General features: G+C 38.2%; 13 protein-coding genes. 5 read left to right on the top strand and 8 right to left on the bottom strand.

Translation table 11 applies throughout. The features are described 5' to 3' along the window. Positions 1-4: 4 nt before the first annotated feature. On the bottom strand, positions 5-1,297 hold the full coding sequence (locus tag I589_RS00150) for an ABC transporter substrate-binding protein (RefSeq protein WP_010770176.1): 1,293 nt from the start codon (positions 1,295-1,297) through the stop codon (positions 5-7). A gap of 251 nt (positions 1,298-1,548) precedes the next feature. Between I589_RS00150 and I589_RS00145 the strand changes: the two genes are divergently transcribed. Next, the gene (locus tag I589_RS00145; protein WP_010770177.1) at positions 1,549-2,466 is read left to right on the top strand and encodes an ArsR/SmtB family transcription factor; all 918 of its coding nucleotides are present in this window, start codon (positions 1,549-1,551) and stop codon (positions 2,464-2,466) included. 345 nt (positions 2,467-2,811) lie between these two features. Here the strand turns inward: I589_RS00145 and I589_RS00140 are convergent, their stop codons facing one another. Next, positions 2,812-3,153: a YlbF/YmcA family competence regulator gene (locus I589_RS00140; RefSeq protein ID WP_010770178.1), complete on the bottom strand. Its 342-nt coding sequence runs from the start codon at positions 3,151-3,153 to the stop codon at positions 2,812-2,814. A gap of 273 nt (positions 3,154-3,426) precedes the next feature. After that, on the bottom strand, positions 3,427-5,589 hold the full coding sequence (locus I589_RS00135; RefSeq protein WP_010770179.1) for a PBP1A family penicillin-binding protein: 2,163 nt from the start codon (positions 5,587-5,589) through the stop codon (positions 3,427-3,429). Positions 5,590-5,802: 213 nt separating this feature from the next. On the opposite strand from I589_RS00135, the gene I589_RS00130 reads away from it, so the two are divergent. Further along, positions 5,803-6,657 (top strand): RluA family pseudouridine synthase, encoded by an 855-nt coding sequence (locus I589_RS00130; protein ID WP_010770180.1) that lies wholly within the window; start codon positions 5,803-5,805, stop codon positions 6,655-6,657. 795 nt (positions 6,658-7,452) lie between these two features. Next, positions 7,453-7,953 (top strand): hypothetical protein, encoded by a 501-nt coding sequence (locus I589_RS00125; RefSeq protein WP_010770181.1) that lies wholly within the window; start codon positions 7,453-7,455, stop codon positions 7,951-7,953. Positions 7,954-8,045: 92 nt separating this feature from the next. Here the strand turns inward: I589_RS00125 and I589_RS00120 are convergent, their stop codons facing one another. From I589_RS00120 to I589_RS00110, 3 genes are read right to left on the bottom strand one after another with little or no spacing between them, the layout of a single operon-like run. After that, positions 8,046-8,906, bottom strand: coding sequence for an ROK family protein (locus I589_RS00120; RefSeq protein WP_010770182.1), 861 nt, complete (start codon positions 8,904-8,906; stop codon positions 8,046-8,048). Between the two features lie 17 nt (positions 8,907-8,923). Then, entirely contained in the window at positions 8,924-11,599 is a 2,676-nt protein-coding gene (locus tag I589_RS00115) for an alpha-mannosidase (RefSeq protein WP_010770183.1), read from the bottom strand. Positions 11,600-11,611: 12 nt separating this feature from the next. Further along, complete coding sequence (locus I589_RS00110) at positions 11,612-12,901, bottom strand: glycoside hydrolase family 125 protein (protein ID WP_010770184.1); 1,290 nt, start codon at positions 12,899-12,901, stop codon at positions 11,612-11,614. Between the two features lie 161 nt (positions 12,902-13,062). Here I589_RS00110 and I589_RS00105 point away from each other — a divergent pair, with 161 nt between their 5' ends. Both I589_RS00105 and I589_RS00100 read left to right on the top strand, forming a co-directional pair. After that, positions 13,063-14,118: a GntR family transcriptional regulator gene (locus I589_RS00105; RefSeq protein ID WP_010770185.1), complete on the top strand. Its 1,056-nt coding sequence runs from the start codon at positions 13,063-13,065 to the stop codon at positions 14,116-14,118. After that, positions 14,099-16,240: a GH92 family glycosyl hydrolase gene (locus I589_RS00100; protein ID WP_010770186.1), complete on the top strand. Its 2,142-nt coding sequence runs from the start codon at positions 14,099-14,101 to the stop codon at positions 16,238-16,240. Before I589_RS00105 ends, I589_RS00100 begins: the two co-directional genes overlap by 20 nt. A gap of 169 nt (positions 16,241-16,409) precedes the next feature. Here I589_RS00100 and I589_RS00095 read toward each other — a convergent pair whose 3' ends face one another. After that, positions 16,410-18,176 carry an ABC transporter ATP-binding protein gene (locus I589_RS00095; protein ID WP_010770187.1) on the bottom strand — a complete coding sequence of 589 codons (1,767 nt, stop codon included), beginning with the start codon at positions 18,174-18,176 and terminating at the stop codon, positions 16,410-16,412. Then, on the bottom strand, positions 18,176-18,760 hold the full coding sequence (locus I589_RS00090; RefSeq protein ID WP_010770188.1) for a MarR family winged helix-turn-helix transcriptional regulator: 585 nt from the start codon (positions 18,758-18,760) through the stop codon (positions 18,176-18,178). The genes I589_RS00095 and I589_RS00090 overlap by 1 nt, the downstream gene beginning before the upstream one ends. Positions 18,761-18,785 lie beyond the last annotated feature (25 nt).

Below are 18,785 nucleotides of genomic sequence, written 5' to 3'. Positions count from 1 at the left end.
CTTGCTATTCGATGGTACTCTTCACTTGTTCTACCGCCTCAGTCATTCCATCCATTGTTCTTTGTGCAGCTTCATCAGCTGTGATTTTTCCATAAGAAAACTCATCGAACGCATCATTGTATGGTTGCATGACCTTGCTCATTTCCGTATACTTGCTAAATGTAATTCCTTTTGTATTTTTCACGTATTCATAAACATCTTTGTCAATTCCTGAAATTTGACCATCTTTATCTAAAATATCAAACGCTTTTTGGTTTGCTGGAACACCACGAGCTAAACTCATAGCTTTGACACCTTCAGGATCATTCAATAAGAAATCAAGTAATTTTACTGCCGCCTCTTGATTTTTCGAATTTTTAGAAACAGCAAATAACATAGATGGTTTATTAATAATCACTTGTTCACTACCTTCTGATAAAGTTGGGAACGTCGCTAATGACAACTCTTGACCTGCATCTGCCATATTTTTATATTCTCCAGAAATTTGCGCAGACCAAGTGGTTAATGTCGCATATTGTCCATCTAATAATTTTTTTGAAGGGGCACCTGGATTTGCATCTGCCTGTTCTTTTGTTTCTTGAATCGTCGGAATAACACCTTTGTCGATCATTTCTTTATACCATTCAAATCCTTTTTTCAGTGTTTCTTTATCATATTGGAAAGTTCCGTCTTCAGCTAAAACAGATTTTCCAGTTTCTTGTTGAAGATACGTCCACAAGGCATACGTGTCGATACGTGCGGGGAATGCGCCCTCTTCAAACTTATCAGCTGCTTTCACATAACCCTCCCATGTTGTGGGTACTTCTAATCCTCTGTCCTCAAATGCCTTTTTATTCACTGCCCAAACACGAGCATTTTCACTAAACGGGACTGCATTCAATTTTCCATTAATTTTGCCAGATTCTAATGTTGTCTCTTCATACCCTGATAAATCTAATCCATCAATCCCTGTGAGATCAGCAAATCCTGTTCCATCTGGAGAATATTGAGCTAACCAATCGTAATTCACTTGCATAACATCTGGCTCCGTCCGTCCAGTGATTTGAGTGGCCATTTTTTGTTCCACACCATCCCAGCCACTGTATTCTGATTTCACCTTAATATCGGGATTCGCTTTTTCAAAAGCTTTAATTGCTGCTAGCGTTGCTTCATGACGATCATCCCCACCCCACCAACTGATTCTGATTGTGGTTTTTCCATCTTTTGATTGATCTTTACTCCCATTTCCACAGCCAACCAATAATGCTGTGCAAGCAACCATCACGCCACATATAGTTAACATTTTTTTAAATTTCATAACACTTCTCCTCCAAGATATTTTAACTTTTTTGTAAACAACATCTTTTACTCCATGACTATATCACCTTAAGTAAGCCTTTACAATAGCTTTTATAAAGCAATTGTAACTTTCAACAAAACAAGCAACCATCCAATATTTTTCAAACTCAACCATCCATTTAAGTTGCTTATTTAAGCAACTATATTGAATTATTATTTTTTTTAGCGTACAATTCATTTAAACCAACCAATGATAAAGGAGTGTATATCATGTTTATTCAATTAGATGACAAAGGTTTGGAAATTCTAAAATCACTTGCTTCTGACACTCGAGTAGCCATCATAAAGTCTCTCTCAAAATCCCCTTCAACGGTTAGTGATTTGGCAAAAGAATTAAAATTAAGCAAAGCTATCGTCTCTCGTCACGTTCGCCTCTTAGAAGATTCTGGTCTCATTTATTTAGAAACTGAGCGGATTTCTTCGGATAATCGAATTAAACAATTTAAGCTTGCTGTAGACCACATCGAAATTGATTTTCCTAAAAAGATCCATTTACCTTTTAAAGAAATCGATACAGAAATTAAGCTAGGCTATTTTTCAAACTTTTCTATCATACCTACCTGTGGCCTTGCAAGTGCAACCTCAATTATTGACGAAGTAGATGACCCTAGAGCATTTGTCGCAAATGAACGAATCAATGCTTCTTTACTCTGGTTTTCAGACGGATTTGTTGAATATGTTGTTCCTAACCAGCTTCCAAAAAATGCAAAATTAGAGCTTCTAGAGCTTTCACTGGAAATTTCATCAGAGTTCCCTGAATCAAATAATAACTGGCCCAGTGATATTTCGTTTCACATTAACGATACGTTAATCGGTACATGGACTGCACCAGGAAATTATTCTGATGTTCGAGGATCTCTAACACCTAAATGGTGGGAAAGTAGCTTTAGTCAGTATGGTGCATTGAAACATTTACGAATTACACATAAAGATACTGGTATAGACGGAAAACAACTTTCGAACATCAAGCTTGATGATTTAAATTTAGATTCTTCTCCATTCATAAAAGTTCGAATTGGTATTGATGAAAATGCCGAAAACAAAGGGGGATTAACCATCTTTGGAAGTGAATTTGGAAACTATCCGCAAAATATTTTATTGAGAATGTTTTACTCTGAGGGAAACTAAGTTACGGCTACGCTCGAAAAAACAGCTAAAATAGATTAACTAGACACTAGGCTTTTCGACTGCTTAGCACTTAACTGACAATCACTGGAACATGAGTACACAAAAAATCCAGTTGAAAATCTATAGAAATAGCCAAAAACTATGGATTTTCGGTATCTCGTTTTCTTTACAGATATTTCTTTTAATAAATGATGAATAAGTGGTTTGATGAAAGAAAAGTATCACAGTCTCTGGAAGTTAAATGACTTAAATGCAGAGTATGGTTCTCGTTTTTCCATAGTAACAAATAAAAAAGCCGCTAAAATCAGCAAACTGATTTAGCGGCTTTTTTATTTGTTACGCTGGTTAATCTTCATACAACTCGCGCACTGGTGTCATAATAATGCGATTTAAGTCATTTACAATCAAGCTGAATGCTTGTTCTTTTTCCATCAATTGATTTATTACTTCTTCGCCTTGAATTTTCATAGCCATTTCTTGTGCTTTTTGAGCGTCTTCATCTGAAAATTCTTGCCCTTGCATTTGTTTTTCTTGCAATTGAATTTGTAGATTTTGGAAATCTTTGAATAAAGCATGTGCTTCTTCGTTTGCCTTTACATTGCTATACGCTTCTTGTAATGCTTTAAACTCAGTTAATTCGCGAATTTCGCGTTCAATTTGGTTGGCGCTATCATAAATATTTGACATGTTTTTTTGTTCCCCGTTTCATTTTTATTTTTCTTGTTTATTGTAACATGTAACCGCACGTTTTCAAAGGAATCCTTCATCTATAAACAAATACGCCTTCCACTAAATTACCTAGTAAATACCTGGTAATTTCCCTTATTTTCTATTCTCTCCCATTTCTCTACCTATCCAACAAAAAAGCACCTGTACTTGTTTTCATCGAAAGAAAAAAGAGTTATGATAAACCTATTCAGGCTATCATAACTCTTTTCTTTAGTAGGTAATTAACCTATTTTAACCACCTGTCAAATCGTTCCAAAATCCTTTTAGTTTATTCCCTGCTTTATCGAGACCATCTTTTACCTTTCCTCCAAAATCCTTTATCCCCTCTTTTGCTTTTTCACCAAAGTCGGAGACATCCTCTTTCCATTTATCAGAAGAGTCTTCTTGATTATTTACTTCATCCGCTGCGACCACTTGCCCACCTGTTTGATAGGCGTCTGCAACTGCGAAGCTTGTATTGTTTGTATACTGCAGAATTCCTTCTGCTTGCGCTTTAAAGACTTGTCCGACGACACTACCGCTAGTCCCTTCAATATAATGATCTGCGCTCGATTCTTCAAAGCCCATCCATGTAGAAATGACAACATCAGGAGTATAACCAACAATCCACTGATCATTCGCCTTTGTCGCATCAAAATTCGTTTCTGTTGTCCCTGTTTTTCCTGCCACTGTATAACCATACGGGTTCGCTTGGACACCTGTTCCATTTGAAAAGGTTCCTAAAAGCATACTTGTCATCTCATCTGCAGTGTCTTTTGAAACAACCTGTTTTGATTTCACCTTGGTATTATCAACCAATACAACACCTTCAGAGTCAACGATTTTTGTAATCAAATGTGGTGTATATTGCTTTCCACCATTAGCAAATGCACTATAAGCGCTCGCCATCGTTAACGGCGATTCTCCATGCTCTAATCCACCTAACGCTAAGCCCCAATAGTTATCTGATTTAGATAAAGACAATCCGAATTCTTCTGCTTTGTCATACCCTTTTTGTAAACCAATCTCATGAAGCAACCAAACCGCAGGAAGATTCAAGCTTTGTGCAACTGCTTGATACATTGGAACTTCTCCTTGGTACGTACCGTCATAGTTTTTGGCATCATAATAAGTTTGCGGTTCGTCTTTCAAGACACTATCAGGTTTATAGCCTGATTCCAATGCAGGAGCATAGACGCTTAAAGGCTTGATTGTTGAGCCGGGTGAACGACGCATTTGTGTTGCGAAGTTAAATCCTCTAAATACGTGCTCGCCACGCTTTCCTACAAGACCAACCACGCCACCTGTTTTTGGATCTAACGCAACAGATGCTGATTGAACCATTGCACCATCTGCGGCATTTGGTGGGAATAATGCCTCATTTTGATAAGTTGCTTCCATTTGTTTTTGATAGTCTTGATTTAGTGTAGTATATATTTTGTACCCATTGTTCATAATATCTTTTTCATCAAGCTTGTATGTGTTCACAGCTTCGTCAATCACTGCATCGAAATAGTACGGGTAACGATAGTCAGATGATGAATTCTGATACGTATCATGAACCATTGACGCCATGTCAACCTTTGTTTCTTGATCCGCTTCTTCCTGCGTGATTTTTTTGTTCTCAACCATTACACTTAAAACAGTTGCACGACGATCCGTTGCATAATTGGGATGATCAATAGGATTATAGATTGATGGACCCTTTAACATGCCAGCAATCGTTGCCGCTTGTCCAATCGTTACTTGATTTGCATCCACCCCAAAGTATTTTCTCGCAGCATCTTGAACTCCCCATACCCCGTTTCCAAAGTATGCATTGTTCAGATACATCGTTAAAATTTCTTCTTTACTATATTTTTTCTCAATTTCAATCGCCATAAACAACTCTTTCGCTTTTCGCTGGAATGTTTGATCTAACGACAAGAAGGCATTTTTCGCTAATTGTTGAGTGATTGTACTCCCGCCACCTCCAGAAGTGCCTCCACTAGTGACCATCCGAACAGCTGCACGAGCAATCCCTTTTATATCATAGCCATGGTGATTGTAAAAATTTCTATCCTCTGTCGAAATAACTGCATCCTGAATATAAGGAGAGATTTGATCCAACTCAACATACGTCCCCTTATTTGCATAGATACTTCCTGCTTCTTCTCCTTTTGCATCGTATATTTTTGTCGTTTGGGTCATCCCAGATTTTAACGCCGATACATTAGAAGCCTTAGCTAACGTGTATAAATAAATACTACTCACCAAGACAAATACTAATCCTAATAAAAGTAAAATTTTATTCACGTAATATTTTTTCCATATCCGCTTACGCCAATGATGGAATTGAATCAGATAAGGTTTTAGCCATTGCCAAAAAACTTTTACGCCTGATTTAATAGTTCCCCATATTTTCTGAAAATCCATTTATTGTTTCTCTCCAATCTCATACTTTAACGAATAAGAAATAATTGCTTTCTAAAGTCTATCATAATTTTCTTTTTTTTTCCTACGTCTGTAGAAGTAGAATACACTTAGCAGTAAGTTTATCAGTTATTTTCTATGAAATACTGTTTTTTTTCTTAAATATTCTTAAAAAATGGTACAATACTTTAGAAAACTGCTTGAAAGGAGTCCCTTATGAAATTCACCATCACCTTACCAGAAAATCAAGCCTCGTCAACGATTCGAGAATTATTAGAAAAAGACTGGCTAGTTCCAAGAAAAGTCCGCCATTTTCTTCGTATGAGAAAAAATGTTTGGCTAAACGGGGAAATCGCCATGTTCCATCAAGAGGTTTCTGCTGGGGACACTTTGACCTTAATTTTAGAAGAAGAGGATTATTCATATCAGACTGTATTACCAGGAGATTCCCAGTTTGTCCAACCGATTTTTGAAGATGAGCATCTAATAATCGTAAACAAACCAGCAGGCATGAAGACCCATCCAAACCAACCTAACGAAACTAATACGCTACTCAATCATCTAACGGCGTACCTTTCGCCTAAACAACAGCGTCCTTATGTTGTTCACCGATTAGACAAAGAAACCAGCGGCGCAATTTTATTTGCCAAAAATCCGCTTGTTCTCCCTATCTTAGGTCGTCTTTTGGAACAAAAAAAGATTGGCCGGCGTTATCAAGCCGTCGTCCAAGGAACGCTTACTAAGGATATAACTATTACAAAAAAGATTGGACGCGATCGACATGATCGGCGAAAGCGTGTGGTGGATGAGCGAAATGGACAACCAGCAATTACACATGTGCACATCCACTCTGCAAAAAATAATCAAACAGAACTCTACTGTGTTCTTGATACGGGACGAACACATCAAATCAGAGTCCATCTCTCAAGTATTGGCCATCCCATTATTGGTGATCCGCTTTACCAAAATAAGAAAGCAAATCGTTTGATGCTGCATGCTGTTGAACTCCACATGACACATCCATTTACTCAGGAGACTATTATCGCTCATGCTGCACCCGGTTTGTGGTAGGAAACAGACAGAATCTAAGTGAGGTCGGGACAGAAGTGTTCAGCTTATTTTCGAAGCCTTCAACTCTAGCATGTTCCATGCGTAGAAGTTGTTGAGAGACAAACGTAGTGGAGACCTTCAACTCTAGCATGTCTCATGCGTAGAAGTTGATGAGAGCGAAACGTAGTGGAGACCTTCAACTCTAGCATGTCTCATGCGTAGAAGTTGTTGAGAGACAAACGTAGTGGAGACCTTCAACTCTAGCATGTCCCATGCGTAGAAGTTGTTGAGAGCGAAACGTAGTGGAGACCTTCAACTCTAGCATGTCTCATGCGTAGAAGTTGATGAGAGCGAAACGTAGTGGAGACCTTCAACTCTAGCATGTCTCATGCGTAGAAGTTGATGAGAGCGAAACGAAGTGGAGACCTTCAACTCTAGCATGTCCCATGCGTAGAAGTTGATGAGAGCGAAACGTAGTGGAGATGAGTTCCTTCTCTTACCAACCTTTATTAAGATTTTACAAAGGTGTGGAATAACTTAATTAGTTATGTCCCACCTTCATTTTTTTGTAGTAGCAACCAGTAATTCTATAGATGCTTTATTAAGGATTCCACTTCTTTATTCCCCTCCTGTTCTCGCTCTTTCTTCGACAGTTTCTTGAAACTTTAGCTAAACAAAAAAAAAAATCAGTGCTTTTCCTCATTTAAAAAATTATTTTTAAATATTTTCAAAGCTTTCCTTCTTCGATTGAGTGGCTCTCCTCACTTTGTTAATCTATAATTTATAACAGTGAAATCTTATAGGAGGGTATTTTATTTGAAAGTTTTTCGTCGCTCAAAGGCAGCCATTTTTCTTCTTTTTTTCACTTTGCTTTTTGCTATCTCTTTTTTATTAACAGTTTTTCAAATGAAAATTTTTGTCGGTTATGATTTGTTGCCGATTAGTCTCTTTGGTGTCGTTATTAGCAGTTTAGCTATCCGTTGGCCTCATTTTTCAGAAAAGAAAAAAACAGGAATCGTTCTTTTCACTTCTATCGTTTCCATATTTCTGTTCTTCCTGCTGCTTATTCTCGGTCCTGAATATCGTTCAGTGACAGAACCTAAGAGCAACCGGACCTTTGTAGCTGAAATAAACAGTAGTCTGCTGTTGAGAGGGACAATTCAAGCCTATGAGCAAAAAGGGCTTATTTTAGTTCCAATTGAAGAAGGCTTTTACGAAGGAGATATTTCTTTAGATAAACCAAATGTCTTTATTTCAGATAATCGAATTGTCTTTTCATTTACATTTGGCCAACCTGTTTTTTCCGTTCCTAATTAATTCCGTACATAGAGAACTTCCTAAGAAAACATACTTAACAAAAAAAACGCACAATAGTCAAAATTGACTTCATGCGTTTTTTATTCATCATTTTAGCTGACTAGACTTTCTGCTAGCAGTGTACAGCCTAGAATACCGCTCTTATTTGGTAATCCCCATGAGACAATATATTCCTCTAATGGCGGTGTAACTACATAGCCTGCCATCTCTTTTTCAAAAGCTCTGCGAATTTTTTCAACAAGATGCTGCTGATTCATCACGCCGCCGCCCAAAATAATTTTTTCAGGAGCCAATGTCAAAGTATACGTCATTAGCGCTTGTGCAATATAGTCTGCCTCCATCTCCCAGATTGGATCATCTTCTGACAGATTTTGTCCTTTAATACCTGTTCGTTGTTCTAAAGAAGGTCCAGCAGCTAATCCTTCCAGACAGTCTTTATGATAAGGACAAGTACCTTCATACGTATCTTCTGGATTTCGTTTCACTCGAATGTGCCCCATTTCAGGGTGAGCAATTCCTTGATACACATGTCCATCAATGACGACTCCAGCACCAATTCCTGTTCCAACAGTTAGATAAATACAGCTTGATTTCCCCTTTGCAGCACCTAATTTCAACTCGCCATAAGCCGCTGCGTTTACATCCGTTGTCCACGCCATGGGAATATCATAACGTTTTTTCAATTCTGGTAAAAATGGATAATTTGCCCAGCCTTTTTTTGGCGTTGCAAGTACATAACCATACGTTTCTGATTGTGTTTGGATATCAATAGGACCAAAAGAGCCTATTCCCATCGCATCTAAAGAAAATTGGTCAAAAAACTGAAAAACTTGTGCCAAAGTTTCTTCCGGCTGGGTAGTTGGGATACTTACTTGCTCTAGAATCGTTTGGTTTTCATCCGCTACCGCACAAACAATTTTTGTACCGCCTGCCTCAATTCCTCCGTATAACATATCAAATTTCCTTCTTTCTAAAACTTCATTGTGCGAATTTCATAAGGATTGATTGTCTCTGTAACAGGCTCATCTAAATTTTCTTCTAATAAATTCAACAGCGCTGTTGGTTTTTGGGCATTTTTTTCAATACATAGCGCTTCTTTACTGTCTGACAAATTAAATCCTCTAACAACCAATTCATTCGTCTCTTTGTTTCGTTTCACCGCTGTGGTACTGAATGTTGCACCCTCAATCCTCAAATACTCATTTGCACTATTTAGTTTACCTGATTGCGGTTTCACTTGCAATGTAACCGCGGGAACTTGCGCACTATAGGCTTCAAAATACGTTTGGTAGCGCGTTTCAGGTGTACCGTGAATTTCGATTCCATAATTGAAGGTGAACTCACCTAAACATTGCGCTTCTGGTGTTGGGAAATATCCCCAGTCCCCTAATTCACCTACAGAACGTAATAAAGTCACTGCAATAGTTTGTCCGTCGACAATTTCATATTCGTTTAAGCCAAAGTTTGAAATGGTCACCCCCCAGTTTTCATCATGCAGATTGGCAAAGGCATGCTGATGCTGTGGGTTCGTCGGATTTTCCCAACTAGCAGAAACTTGATTTGGTCGAGTCACTACCTCGTAAATACTATCTGCTTCGTGTGTTTCTGTCACGATGTCTGTCGGGAACAAAACACGTAAACGATGGTCTTTCATTTGGTTATTTACTTTCGTTTCAAAGGCAACACGTTTGCTTCCTTTTGTCACCGTTACAAGTGTTTCAATCACAAATGGCGCTAATTCATTGGAACGACTTGCATTTCTATAGCGAAAATCAACTACTGCTTGTTGTTCCTGTGCAAGTAAGTGATCTGCACTGACTGGAATCATCAATGTCTGTGTCAGCTTCACTACAGCTTGGTCTGCAGTATTTTTTTCTACTGAAATTGCGGCTTTTGTATCCGTCGATAAGATTGCTTTATCTCCTTTGGGCTGCTTAAAGATATACTCATTGGCGATATCTCCTACATCCTCAAATACAAGCAAATCAGAAACCTCTTTGTTTGTTGCTTTATCCACTAATGTTAACGAGCCATTTTCTGCAATCGTTACTTTTATTTCTTCATTTTCTATGACACGTCCATCCTCTGTTGCTAATCCTGTTGTTTCTGTTTCTTGACTTCCTTCAACAAGCGCTAGTGTCTCCCATGAGAATGCCGCCATGTTTTCCACTCGTAGTTCAATCGTTAGATATTTTTCCATATACGGGATACGGAAACGATCTTTTGGTAAATCATAATCAAATCGGACATCTTCTTTTGAAATAAATGCGGAAATCTCTTTCCCTGACCGGTCAATTACCTTATAGCTTTTTGCTGGCTGATCCTTTAGTTCTGACCACAATTTACTTGGGTACCCTTCACTAAACGTCTTTCTTTCCAGCTCGATTTCGACTGAAACCACTTCTGTTTTGTTGTAGCCTGTCGTATTGAAAACAACAAATGGATAGCTATCTTCAGGAAAACCTGTTGTATCGATTGCATCGCCTAAAATACGAAGCGCCTCTTCTTCAACATATTTACCAACTTCATAAGATTTTTCAAAACGTGGAATCATTTCACGATGAACCTCGTCTACTGAACAGCCGCAAATACTATCGTGCGGATGATTTTGCATTAATGTTTTCCATGCATAAGTCAGCTCATCATGTGGATATTTCCCACTCACTTCATAAGCCATACTTGCAAGAGGTTCTGCAATATTTTCCAGTTGACGCTGAACTTTTGTATTCCACTGTTTTAAATAGACACGAGCAGAAGCTGTATTTGCCAACGTAAACCAGCCATCTGTTTCTTGACTCGTTAATTCGCCATGCATTGTTCCTAAATCTTCAGGTAAATCTTCTTTGACAGCTTCAATGTAGTCTGTGAAATTGGAATGGATAAACTCATACTCAGGGAATAATTCGTTTGCTAATGCAATTGCCTGAGTCACATCTTTTTGAACGGGCTGATGATCGACCCCGTTCATCATCAAATAGTGATTTGTTGAACCAAATTTCTCAACATCTGCGAGCTTTTTGTTCCAAAATTCGATAGCAGCTTCTTTTTCTGCTGGAATTTCATTTCCGTTACTGTACCAATTGGCAAACAACAAGCCAAAAATTTCGCTGTTGTCTGGCCCTTTCCACCACATTTCAGAATACTGAGAAGTATAGCTTTCTGCATCTAAAACTTCATTGTCAAACCCAATCGGCTTCACACCTCGACCAAACGCAGCTGTTTCTAATCCTGCTTGTTTCATCATTTGCGGTGTTTGTCCCATGTTTCCAAAAGTATCCGGGAAGTAACCTAACATAACAGGTGTGCCCCACTTTTTACTTTCTTCCATACCAATCAGCATATTTCGGACATTTGATTCTGAACTGATAAGAAAGTCATCTTGTAAAATGTAAAATGGTCCAATTCTCAATTTCCCTTCATCAATTGCCTGCTGCACCTCTTGACGACGTTCAGGGTGAACTTGCAAATAATCATCTAAAATAATCGTTTGACCATCTAAGTGAAAACTATTAAAGTTCGGGTCTGTTTGGAACAACTCAAGCAAATCATCCATTAATTCAATTAAACGCATATGATGCTGTTCATAAGGTAAGTACCATTCACGATCCCAATGACTATGAGAGACCACATAAACTTTTTTCTTCATCTTTCTTCTCCTCTACTTTTCCACTCGAATATCAAAGTAATCCATCACCAGTTCACAAAACATCATGTTTGCCCATGAGAACCACTCTCTTGTATATTGATTTGGATCGTTCACATCAAATCCTTCATGCATCAAATGTGTTCCTGCATCATTTGCAACAAGTAAGTCCAAGATACGCTTCTTCTCTGATTTTTCTTCTGTCGTCATTCCTTCCATAGCTAGCGCAATGGGCCATACATAATTTTCTGGAGTATGAGAGCTTCCGATTCCTTTTGCAAATTTGCCTTCATAAAAATAAGGATTTTCTTTACTCAATAGTGTATTTCTCGTACGAAGATAGCGTTCATCTTGTGTCGTTCCATAGCCAAGATAAGGGGCAGAAATCAAGTTAGGAACATTACTGTCATCCATCACTGTCGCATTTCCTTTTCCATCTACTTCATAAGCGAAAATATCTTCCCCTGCCTGATTGACTGTTCGTCCATAAGTGTCAATTCCTTTTTGAATTTCTTCACGTAACTTACCTGCTTCACTAACAATCTTACTGTCGTTTACTACTTCTGTAAAAATCTCTTCTATATAGCCCAACACTACCGTAGCAAACATATTAGACGGCACTAGATACCCATACGCACAGGCATCGTCACTTGGACGAAATCCTGACCAGGTCATTCCTGTAGGGACTACTTCTGCACCAAGACCTTTATTAATTAACGTATCTTCTTTACGCCACGTATCACGCTCAAACACGTAAGGAGACTGACTGTGATCTTGTTCTACTTTAAAGACATGAAGAATTTTCTTCACTCCTTCAACAAAATCTTCGTTAAACTGATCGGTTCTTCCTGTATTTTTATAAAGCAGATAAGCTAATTGTACTGGGTAGCAAAGAGAATCAATCTCATATTTACGTTCCCAAATCCAATCATTCATCTGTGTGTCATCTGTTTGATGTCCTGCTCCATTTGCCTCTTCATTAAATGCATTGGCATACGGATCAATATTGATATAGTAAAATTGCTTTTTAACCAATCCGCTAATCATTGCCGCAAGGTCTTCGTCTTCTTTTGCAACAACGAGATACGGACGAACCTGCGCAGTTGAATCACGTAGCCACATCGCAGGAATATCTCCTGTTAATAAGAAGGTCGTTCCATCTTCATGACGTTTCACTGTAGTTAGTAAGGTATTTGCAAAAGCTGCATTAAAGTTTTCTGCCCAATCAGCATGTTCTTCTCCACAACGTTGAGTTATTTCTTCCATAAACAATTTCACCGATGTTGGTATCTCATTATAAGCCATTTTACATTCTCCGTTCAAATTTGATATATCATTTACAAAACAAATTATAATCGAATTACATTCAATTGTCTACGCTTTCTTTTCTTTTTATTTGCATTTACTTTTTCTTTTTTTGTGATAATATAAAAATATGATATATCAATAAATTTGAGGTGAGTACGTTGAGTCAACCATTATATAAAAAAATCATGTATGATCTGCAACAGTCTATACAAACAGGCGCATTGGCAGTCAATAGTCAATTACCTACAGAAAAAGAGCTGTCTGAAACCTATGGCGTCAGCCGAATTACCTCTAAGCGGGCTTTGACTGAACTTGAACAAGCAGGATTAATCTATCGTATTCAAGGACGTGGCAGTTTTGTAAAAGAGCCTGGGAAAACGTCCGCAACAACGGCTTCAAGAATCCTATTTTTATTGCCCTTCGTAAATGATTTATCCGTTGGAAACTTTACAGAAGGGTTAACGCCCGTTATGACAGAAAAAAATATTGAAGTGATGATGGCTAGCTTAACTTTTTTAACAGGAAGAAAGGCCAAAGACTTAGCCTCTGAATTTGATGGAATGATTTACTATGCCTATAACACCGAACAGCATTTAGACATCCTATTTGAGCTATCTCTTTTGAAATTTCCTGTAGTTGTTTTAGATAAAAAAATCTATGATTTACCTTTTCCCACTGTTCTTTCAGACAACTTTGAAGGAGGAAGTCTGGCAACAAATAGCTTAATCGATGAGGGCCATACACGAATTGCTTATTTATTTGGTGGAGGAATCCATCCTCAGTCTGTTCGTCAGCGTTATCTAGGGTATATTGATGCTCTTTCAAAATCAGCCCTTTCTTTTCACACGCAAATGGATGAGCTTTTATTATTGGATACGAATTTATCTACCTATTTAGAAGCCAATGAAATTACAGGTCTCGTCTGTGAAAATGACCTTGTGGCTATTCAAGCCATGCGGGTACTTCGTCAATCTGGCAAACAAGTACCTAATAATTTTTCTGTTATTGGTTTTGATGATATTCAGGCGGCAACTTTAGTTGATCCGCCGTTAACAACCATTGCACAGGATTTTAAAAAACTAGGGGAAATTGCAGGAACCACCTTATTAGAATGGATTGAATCTGGTGTACTGACGGATGACCAGAAGGTACCGGTTCGATATATAAAACGTCAATCGACAAAGGAGATTTTTGATGAAAACAGCATACATTGATACACGACATGGTACAGAAAATCAATACAGCTTTTCAAACGGGAACTGCTTACCATATACAGGGGTACCATTTGGTATGAATTATTTTGCCCCTCAAACAACCAGTGAAAAAGGGAGTTGGTGGTTTCATCCAAAAGATCGAACCTTCCAAGGATATCGACTTACTCATCAGCCAAGCCCTTGGATGGGAGACTATAGTCACTTATTATTACTTCCATATAGTGGTGCACTTTCTGAACCCTCTTTGTTCCATGCACAAAGCTCTTATCGTCCTGAAGAAAGCACCTTTTCTCCCAGTCATTTGACAATTACTGAATTGCGCTATCAAATTACGTCAACGATAGTTCCTAGCATGTATGGGGGGCTACTTGATATTCATTACTCTGATACTGATGCCAGTCTTTTGCTTTCTCTTGGAGAAAACTATCAGATAGAACAGACAGATGCACACACCTTAAAGGGACATGTCATCAACTTTTCTGGATGTGAAGATCCAAACTTTTCTTTTTACTTTACGCTAAACTTTGAAAAACCGATTCAAGCGATGACTGATACAAAAAATAAAGAAGGAATTATCCTTATTCAATTTGGGAATGTTTCTCAGCAAACCGTTCGATTCGGTACCTCGTTTATCAGCTTAGATCAAGCAACACTCAATCTAAGTCGCGAGCAGGAACAAACATTGACAGACTATTTAGAAAAAAGCGACCAAAAATGGGCTTCTTATTTAAATAAGATTACTGTCACCCATCATGATGAAGATCAGGTCAAAACTTTTTATCACAATTTTTATCGAACATTCCTGTTTCCTCAAACATTTTATGAAATAGATGGGACTGGGCAGAAAATCCATTACGATACCCTATCAAAAACAGTTCGTCCAGGGGTGCTTTATACAAATAATGGTTTTTGGGATACCTACAAAACTTTATATCCACTATATTCGCTGATTGCAAAAGAAGAATACGGTGAAATGCTGGAAGGCTTTTTAACTAGTTACAAAGAAACTGGCTTTTTACCTAAATGGTTATCGCCAGATGAGCGTGGATTGATGCCAGGAACATTAATTGATGCAGTAATTGCAGATGCAGCCGTAAAAAATATTCGTCCAGACTTAATGCCAGAATTTTTAGAGGCCATGAAAAAAGCAGCAACCATTCAGAGCGACAATCCTAACTATGGTCGTCAGGGAACATACGATTATCTAAAATATGGCTATGTTCCTCTTGATTATCACGAATCAGTCAACCACACATTAGATTATTGCTATAGTGATTTTTGTATTCATCAAGTAGCAAAAACAGTGAAGGACAGTGAAGCGGACTTTTATAAATCACAAGCAGCAAACTATAAAAATCTGTTTGATCCAACAGTTGGTTTTATGCGTGCCAAGGACAAAGAAGGCAACTTCCGTGAAAACTTCCTTGATATTCGTTGGGGAAAAGATTATGCAGAAGGAAGTGCATGGCAAAGCAGCTTTGCAGTTTACCATGATTTTGAAGGGCTTATCCAGTCTTACGGTGGAAACGAAGTCTTTGAAGAAAAATTAATTGACTTATGTAATCAAGCGCCACGATACAACGTTGAAGGATACGGATTTGAAATTCATGAAATGAGCGAGATGGCAGCCACTGAATTTGGACAGCTAGCCATTTCAAATCAGCCAAGCTTCCACTACCCATTCTTATTTAGCTATATTGGCAAGCCGGAGATGGCTCAGCCTTTACTCAAACAATTGATGACACAAGAATTCAACGCCTCAACTACTGGATATCCTGGAGATGAGGATAATGGAAGTACTGCTGCGTGGTATATCTTTAATTCTATGGGCTTTTATCCTGTTTGTCCGGGTGCTGGCGAATACGTTCTTGGTATGCCACTCTTTGATAACGTGACCCTTCACTTATCTAATGGGAGAGACTTGGAATTATCGGCAGGTCCAAACTACCCGCAACAACAATTTATTCATGAAGTAAAACGAAACGGACAAATGCATGAAACGCTCTTCTTTACTCATGAAGACTTACTTTCTGGCGGAACTATCGATTTCCATCTAGGAACGGTTCCTCGCCCGAGAACCTATCGTACCGATCAATTACCCTTTAGTTTAAGCAACAAATGAAAAAGACTAGAAAGCTTATCACTAAAAACTTCCTAGATTACTCATAAGTACCTCTTTACGGTAAAAAGAAGCGACCGCCAAAAGTCAGGTGAATCTCCCTTACTTTGGTGATCGCTTCTCTTTGCTTATGGTTACCTATGATCTATGCTCCTCATGTTTCAAAAAAATCCTATACAGCTTCGCCTTGAATAAATTGTTCACTCACATAGTTTGCATATTTTTCATGAGTTTCGACCAATTGTTTGTGTGAGCCACTTCCAGTAACCTTTCCTTTTTCTATAAAATAGATTTTGTCGCTATCAACAATCGTTGCTAGTCGATGCGCAATTACCAGTGTAGTACGTCCTTTCATCAAGTTAGAAAGTGCCTTTTGAACCATCATTTCAGATTCACTATCTAAGCTTGCTGTAGCTTCATCCAGCATAAGAATTTTCGGATTTCGTAAAAAAGCCCGGGCGATAGCTATTCTTTGACGTTGTCCACCAGAAATCTTGACACCTCGTTCACCAACTTCTGTCTCCAAGCCCTCAGGCATTGCTTCAACAAATACACGTGCATACGCAAGTTCTAACACCTGCCAAAGTTCGTCATCACTATAGGTTTGTTCTAAGCCATACGTAAGATTTTCTCGAATCGTTCCTGCCATGATAGCACTATCCTGTGATACATAGCCGATTTGAGAACGGTAATCTGCTAAATTGATTGCAGAAACAGGAAGTCCATCAAATGAAATGGTTCCTCCAGTTGGCTCATAAAAACGTTCCAGCAAACTAAAAATCGTTGACTTTCCACCACCAGAAGGTCCGGCAAACGCAATAATTTGATTAGGCTCGGCTTCAAAAGAAATCTCTGTTAAAATCGGTTCGTCTTCTTCATAAGAAAAATTAACTGCTTCAACCTGCAGCTTCTTCCCAGTCAAATCAACCGTTTCTCCACTAAATAAATCTTCTGATTCTTCATTCAATAGTTCTTGAACTCGTTTGGTAGACCCTGCAGCTTTTGCCATTTCAGTAAATAAAGTTGCAATACTTGGAATAGCACCAATCAAGTTAAATAAGTACATTAAAAAGCTCATTAATGTTCCAATTTCCATCGTTCCAACAGCAATGCGATGCATGCCATAAGCTAGAAGACCAAAAATCATACTCATCATTACCATCATCATGATAGGCTGCATCACTGCATCAAAAACTGCTTCTTTTTTCCCCACTTTAAACAAATGATTGATTTCTTTACTTGCCTGTTCTTGTGCCTGTCTTTCTGCATTCGATGTTTTTACCAATCGAATTTCACTTAACGTTTCACTTGCTATCCCGTTAAACTTTGCTAAGGCATCCTGTCTCATATGACCAATTTTTGAACCAAACGTGAATACAGGCATCATTAATAGTAAGACAATAGGGACCGTAACAAGCATAATCACACTCATTTGCCAATCCATACGAATCATCATATAGACTGAACCAATCACCAAAATCATACTAGATAATGTTTGAGGAAATGTCCCTGCCAATAACTGTTTTACTTGTGAGGTATCATTAACCAGACGACTAGATGTTTCTCCAGCTTTTACTGTATCGAAATATCGAACCTTTAAGGTCGTTAGCTTGCTCCATAAGTTTTTACGCAAATTTTGAATCACATTTTCTCCAAAAACACCAAGTACAGTTCCACCTATTGCTGAAATAAGCGCAGAAGAAACAAATAATCCTACGACTTTAATTAAAAGAGAAGAATCAATCCCTTTTGAAAAATTATTCACCAAAGAGGAAGCTAGCTGCGGAACATACACCTGTACCGCAGATGAAATAGAGAGAAGGAGAATTCCTATAATCAGTAAGGAATACTTCGGCTTTGCGGTTCGAATCAATTGCATAAACTGCTTCATTGAAAATTTACTGCCTTCCAATTGTGCTGTTGTTCGTTCGTGTGCCATTATCTGCGTCCCCCTCTAAAAAAGTCCTCACGATGGAATCCATCAAATCCGCCAAACTGTTCATGACGCATCATTTGTCCTCTTGCACGTGAAAAGTTTGCTGACATTTTATCAAACTGCTGCCAACGTCGATCATCTCCAAAAATTTCGTTCAGCTTGTTATAAAACGATTCATCAGAAATATTTTCTACTAAACGGGTAGTATATTCATCAAATTTTTCTAGCTCTTCTTTACTAAATCCTTTAAATAGTTCATTTCTTAACTGTTCTGAAATGGAGCCTTTGTCCTCAAGTCCTTTTTTTCCTTTCTCAGTTAATCGAACAAAAGTCACTCGTGCATCCTCTGTCGATTTTACTTTTTCAACCGTTCCTGCTTCTTCTAACTTTTTAATAATTTGTGTCACACTAGACGGCTTTATATCTAAATATTCTGATATGCGTCCTGCTGTCACCTTTTCTTCTTCTGCTAATAATCGCATTGCTTCAAATGTATTATCCGTTTTCTCTTCAACTTGACCAGCAAAGACCAAGTAGGGCTGACGGGATAAATGGGCTAATTGATTAATAATATTTCGTTCGTGCATAAGTAAGCACTCCTTTTTTATTTAG

The organism is Enterococcus phoeniculicola ATCC BAA-412 (assembly GCF_000407505.1).
GTDB classification, from domain to species: Bacteria; Bacillota; Bacilli; order Lactobacillales; family Enterococcaceae; genus Enterococcus_K; species Enterococcus_K phoeniculicola.
The sequence above is the reverse complement of the archived record's forward strand: the minus strand, read 5'-3'. Positions and strand labels throughout refer to the sequence as shown.

What these genes read in the sequence shown, in the direction of transcription:
- I589_RS00150 (WP_010770176.1), bottom strand. Translation starts at nt 1,297, where the DNA reads ATGAAATTTAAAAAAATGTTAACTATATGTGGCGTGATGGTTGCTTGC.
- I589_RS00145 (WP_010770177.1), top strand. Translation starts at nt 1,549, where the DNA reads ATGTTTATTCAATTAGATGACAAAGGTTTGGAAATTCTAAAATCACTT.
- I589_RS00140 (WP_010770178.1), bottom strand. Translation starts at nt 3,153, where the DNA reads ATGTCAAATATTTATGATAGCGCCAACCAAATTGAACGCGAAATTCGC.
- I589_RS00135 (WP_010770179.1), bottom strand. Translation starts at nt 5,589, where the DNA reads ATGGATTTTCAGAAAATATGGGGAACTATTAAATCAGGCGTAAAAGTT.
- I589_RS00130 (WP_010770180.1), top strand. Translation starts at nt 5,803, where the DNA reads ATGAAATTCACCATCACCTTACCAGAAAATCAAGCCTCGTCAACGATT.
- I589_RS00120 (WP_010770182.1), bottom strand. Translation starts at nt 8,906, where the DNA reads ATGTTATACGGAGGAATTGAGGCAGGCGGTACAAAAATTGTTTGTGCG.
- I589_RS00115 (WP_010770183.1), bottom strand. Translation starts at nt 11,599, where the DNA reads ATGAAGAAAAAAGTTTATGTGGTCTCTCATAGTCATTGGGATCGTGAA.
- I589_RS00110 (WP_010770184.1), bottom strand. Translation starts at nt 12,901, where the DNA reads ATGGCTTATAATGAGATACCAACATCGGTGAAATTGTTTATGGAAGAA.
- I589_RS00100 (WP_010770186.1), top strand. Translation starts at nt 14,099, where the DNA reads ATGAAAACAGCATACATTGATACACGACATGGTACAGAAAATCAATAC.
- I589_RS00095 (WP_010770187.1), bottom strand. Translation starts at nt 18,176, where the DNA reads ATGGCACACGAACGAACAACAGCACAATTGGAAGGCAGTAAATTTTCA.
- I589_RS00090 (WP_010770188.1), bottom strand. Translation starts at nt 18,760, where the DNA reads ATGCACGAACGAAATATTATTAATCAATTAGCCCATTTATCCCGTCAG.